The organism is Streptomyces sp. NPDC006265 (assembly GCF_040613555.1).
Taxonomy (GTDB): Bacteria; Actinomycetota; Actinomycetes; order Streptomycetales; family Streptomycetaceae; genus Streptomyces.
The window spans coordinates 1-4602 of record NZ_JBEXSH010000742.1; the positions used below are offsets into that span (position 1 = coordinate 1).

Sequence of the window (4602 nt, forward strand, 5' to 3'; positions counted from 1 at the left end):
GTCCGTCCCGTCGCGCTGCGGCACATGGCGCAGCAGCCCCTCGTCTGCCCTTGTGCACGTGCTCGTGCCCGGCGAGGTCGTTGAACTCCTCGATCCGGGCCTTGACGTCGTGCCTCGTGACCTTCTCGCGCTCGGCGATCGAGGTCAGGTCGACGGTGTCGAGGACACGCTCGTAATCGGCGAGCGCCGCGTCCGGCACCCCGATCCCGAGGTCCTTCTGGGCCCGCAGCACGGCGAGCCAGAGCTGCCGCTCCAGCTTCACCTTCTGCTCGGGCGACCAGAGCGTGGCGAGCTCGGCGGAGGCGTAGCGTCCGGCGAGGACGTTCGGGATGCGGGGCTTGGCGGCAGCGGAAGTCACGTGCACGGATTCTACTGGCGATTCGTGCAGGCCAGCGCCGCGGGTGTCCTTGTCGGAACCTACGAGAGCGCCGGGGCCGTCTCCACCTGCGGCTACGCCGGGTCCTCGTACGGCAGCAGGTCGGGCCGCTTCGGGGGCAGTCCGTCGCCCGAGGAGCGGCCCGTCAGGCGGCGGCCTATCCACGGCAGCAGGTGCTGCCGGGCGAATCGCGCGTCCGCCACCCGCCGCATGACCCAGCCCGGCGGCAGCGCCGCCGGCATCGGCGTGTGCCACTCGGCGTCCTCGGGGTCGTGGCCCAGCGTCTGCCACACCGCCTCCGCGACCCGGCGGTGCCCCTCGGCCGTCAGGTGCAGCCGGTCCACGTCCCACATCCGCGGATCGCTCAGGGAAGGCGCGCCGTACAGGTCGACGACGATCGCGCCGTGCCGGGCGGCCAGCTCGTCGACGCAGGCGAACAGCTCCTCCATGCGGGGCCGGAACCGCTCCAGGACCGGACCCTGCCGACCCGGGCTGCGCATCAGGACGAGCTGCCGGCAGGCGGGGGCCAGCTTCTCCACGGCCTCCTCCAGGAGCCCGCGGACCCGGCCCATGTCGCACTTGGGCCGCAGTGTGTCGTTGAGCCCGCCGACCAGGGTGATCACGTCGGCGCCCATGGCCGCCGCGACGTCGACCTGCTCGTCGACGATCTGCTGGATCAGCTTGCCGCGCACCGCGAGGTTGGCGTACCGGAAGCCGGGGGTCCGGGCGGCCATCCGTGCGGCGAGCAGGTCGGCCCAGCCCCGGTAGGTGCCGTCGGGCATCAGGTCCGACATGCCCTCGGTGAAGGAGTCGCCGACGGCGACCAGGCTGCTGTAGGTGGGGTTCGTCTGCATGGCGACGGAAATGGTATCCCGTGCACATACCCAGCAGTCGGTCGGTCCGGCGATCCGCCCGCAGGCGGCGAACCGCCGCACGGGAATCCCACCCGGCGGCGTCGCGGGTCTGCCGCTCGGTGACCCCGCCCGGCGGCGTCGCCGGTCTGCCGCACGGGGTGCCGGTCGGTGTCCTCACCGGCTTGCCGCTGGGGGGTGCGGCGCGGCGCTTTCGGCGGACCGTGTCGGGGGGTCTCGCGTGGTGTTCTCGGTGGTCTGTCGCTCGGGGGTCCGGTCCGGCGGCGATGTTCGGTCTGCCGCTCGCGGGTACTGGACGGCGGCCTCGTCGGTTTGCTGCTGGGGGGTGCGGCGCGGCGCTTTCGGCGGACCGTGTCCGGGGATCCGCACGGCGCCCTCGGAGGACTGCCGCTCGGGGGATCCCGCACGGGGCGGTCGATGCACGGCACGGAGCGTTCGATGCACCGCTGCTCGAGGGTTCCGCGCGGCGCGTTCGGCGGACCGCCGCTCGAGGTCCCGCACGGCGGCCCCGGCATCCCGTCACCTCACGCCCGCTGGCCGAACAGCTCCCGCAGCACGTCCTCCATGGTCACCAGCCCGGCCATCCGCTCGTCCGACCCGAGGACGGCGGCGAGGTGCGTACGGCTGCCCCGCATCGCCGTGAGGACGTCGTCCAGTGGCGTGTGCTCCCGCACGCGCGCGATGGAACGCATGTCGCGCAGCCGGAACGGCACATCCCGCCCGATGGCGTCCAGGGCGTCCTTCACATGCAGGTAGCCCACGATCCGCCGTCCCTCGTCCACCACCGGGAAACGGGAGAACCCGGACTCCGAGGACAGCCGCTCCAGCTCCTCCGGCGTGATGCCGACGCTCGCGTACACCACGTCCTCCAGCGGCATCACCACGTCCCGCACCGGACGGCGGCCCAGCTCCAGCGCGTCGCGCAGCCGCTCCTGGGCCCGGTCGTCGATCAGGCCGGCCTCGCTGGAGTCCTTCACGATCTGCGCTATCTCCGCGTCCGAGTAGGAGGCGGCGACCTCCTCCCGGGCCTCGACCCGCAGCAGCTTCAGCAGAGCGTTCGCGAACGCGTTCACCGTGAAGATCACCGGGCGCAACGCCCGGGACAGCGCCACCAGGGGTGGTCCGAGCGCCAGCGCGCTGCGCACCGGCTCGGCGAGCGCGATGTTCTTCGGCACCATCTCGCCGAGCAGCATGTGCAGATAGGTCGCGAGGGACAGCGCGATCACGAAGGACACCGCGTGTCCCACGCCCTCGGGCACGCCCACCGCGTGGAACACCGGCTCCAGCAGATGCGCGATCGCCGGCTCGGCCACCACACCCAGCACCAGCGTGCACAGCGTGATGCCGAGCTGCGCCGCCGCCATCAGCGCGGACACGTGCTCCAGGCCCCACAGCACGCTCTTGGCGCGCCGGTCGCCCCGGTCGGCATAGGGCTCGACCTGGCTGCGGCGCACCGAGATCAGCGCGAACTCGGCGCCGACGAAGAAGGCGTTGACGACGAGCGTCGCCAGTCCGATCAGCAGCTGGACGGCGGTCACAGCTCCACCCCCTTCTCGTCGGGCTCGTGGTCGTCGAGGGGGGCGCGCAGCCGGACGCGGGCGGCCCGGCGTCCCGTCGCGTCCAGGACCTCCAGGTGCCAGCCGGCGACCTCCAGGGTGTCTCCGGCGGCGGGTATCCGGCCGAGCACCGTGGCCACCAGTCCGGCGAGCGTCTCGTAGGGCCCCTCCGGGGCGCGCAGCCCGACGCGTTCCAGGTGGTCCGCGCGGGCGGAGCCGTCGGCCGAGTACAGCGCGTGCCCGGACTCGTCCGTGCCCGCCGCGGCCAGGTCGGGGGTCTCGTGCGGGTCGTGCTCGTCACGGACCTCGCCGACGACCTCCTCGACGATGTCCTCCAGCGTGGCCACGCCCGCCGTGCCGCCGTACTCGTCGATCACGACGGCCATCGTGCGCTTGCCGGAGAGCCGGTCCAGGAGCCGGTCGACGGTGAGCGACTCCGGGACCAGCAACGGCTCGCGCATCAGCTCGGAGACGTAGCTCCGGGTGCGGCGCTCGGCGGGCACCGCCAGCACGTCCTTGACGTGGGCCGTTCCGACGACCGAGTCGAGGGTCCCGCGGTAGACGGGGAACCGGGACAGGCCGGTCGCCCGGGTCGCGTTGGCGACGTCCTCCAGGGTCGCCTGCACCTCCAGCGCGACGACCTGCACCCGGGGCGTCATCACGTTCTCCGCGGTCAGGTCGGCGAGGTTCAGGGTCCGCACGAACAGCTCGGCGGTGTCGGCCTCCAGGGCGCCCTCCTTCGCGGAGTGCCGGGCCAGAGCCGCCAGTTCCTGCGGCCCGCGCGCCGAGGCGAGCTCCTCCGCGGGCTCCACACCGATCCGCCGCACGACCCGGTTCGCCGTGTTGTTGAGGTGCGTGATGAAGGGCCGGAACGCGGCGCTGAACCAGCGCTGCGCGTTGCCCACGGTCTTGGCGACGGTCAGCGGCGAGGAGATCGCCCAGTTCTTCGGCACCAGCTCGCCGACGACCATCAGGAAGACCGTCGACGCGGCCGTACCGAGCACCAGCGCGATGCTGTGCGACGCCGAGCGCGAGACGCCGAGGTCCTCCAGCGGCCCGGCGATCAGGGCGGCGATCGACGGCTCGGCGAGCATGCCGACCACCAGGTTGGTGACGGTGATGCCGAGCTGCGCGCCGGAGAGCTGGAACGTCAGATTCCGTACGGCCTTCAGCGCTCCCTGCGCTCCCCGCTCGCCGCGCTCCACGGCCTGCTCCAGCTCGGCGCGCTCGACCGTGGTGAGGGAGAACTCGGCGGCCACGAAGGCGCCGCAGGCGAGCGAGAGCAGGATCGCCGCCAGGAGGAGGAGCACTTCGGTCATCGGTTCACCCCCGTTCCATGGTTCTCCAGGACGGGGCGGAACGCGCGGTGTCGCGCACGGGGAGGCTCGCCCATGGGCGGACGCTCACAACCTTTCATGCAGGACCGAGTGGCCATTCAAGAGTAAAGGATGGGCAAAGTCCTATCCCGGGCCGCTGGTACGAAGGCGTGGCCGCGAGCACGAAGGTGTGGCGGCGCCTGGGGGGGCTTCTGATGGATCTCCGCAGCGTCGCGACGCCCGGCACGCACTCCCCCACTCTCGGCTTCGCTCGGGCGGGGGACCTCCACGCCGCACGGTGCGAAGGGCCAGGTGGCTCCGCCACATGACCATCCGCACCGCACGCCGCTCCCACTCCTGCGGAGATCCATCAGAAGCCCCTAGTGTCGCGACAGGCAACGTTCGCCCCGTCACGACGCCCGGCACGCTCCCCCAAGCTCTCGACTCCGCTCGAGCAGGGGGTACCCCCACTCGCCGCACCG

General features: G+C 72.5%; 3 protein-coding genes and 1 pseudogene. All 4 read right to left on the reverse strand.

Translation table 11 applies throughout. The features are described from left to right. Nucleotides 1-358, reverse strand: a pseudogene (locus ABZ281_RS38855) (hypothetical protein); the annotation flags it as partial. Nucleotides 359-450: 92 nt separating this feature from the next. Then, on the reverse strand, nucleotides 451-1230 hold the full coding sequence (locus ABZ281_RS38860; protein ID WP_356662717.1) for an SGNH/GDSL hydrolase family protein: 780 nt from the start codon (nucleotides 1228-1230) through the stop codon (nucleotides 451-453). Between the two features lie 542 nt (nucleotides 1231-1772). Beyond that, nucleotides 1773-2786, reverse strand: a complete 1014-nt coding sequence (locus tag ABZ281_RS38865) for a hemolysin family protein (RefSeq protein WP_356662718.1) — start codon at nucleotides 2784-2786, stop codon at nucleotides 1773-1775. Then, on the reverse strand, nucleotides 2783-4123 hold the full coding sequence (locus tag ABZ281_RS38870; protein ID WP_356662719.1) for a hemolysin family protein: 1341 nt from the start codon (nucleotides 4121-4123) through the stop codon (nucleotides 2783-2785). Before ABZ281_RS38870 ends, ABZ281_RS38865 begins: the two co-directional genes overlap by 4 nt. Nucleotides 4124-4602 lie beyond the last annotated feature (479 nt).

Excerpts from the sequence above, each read along its gene's own strand:
- ABZ281_RS38860 (WP_356662717.1), bottom strand. The coding sequence starts at position 1,230 with ATGCAGACGAACCCCACCTACAGCAGCCTGGTCGCCGTCGGCGACTCC.
- ABZ281_RS38870 (WP_356662719.1), bottom strand. The coding sequence starts at position 4,123 with ATGACCGAAGTGCTCCTCCTCCTGGCGGCGATCCTGCTCTCGCTCGCC.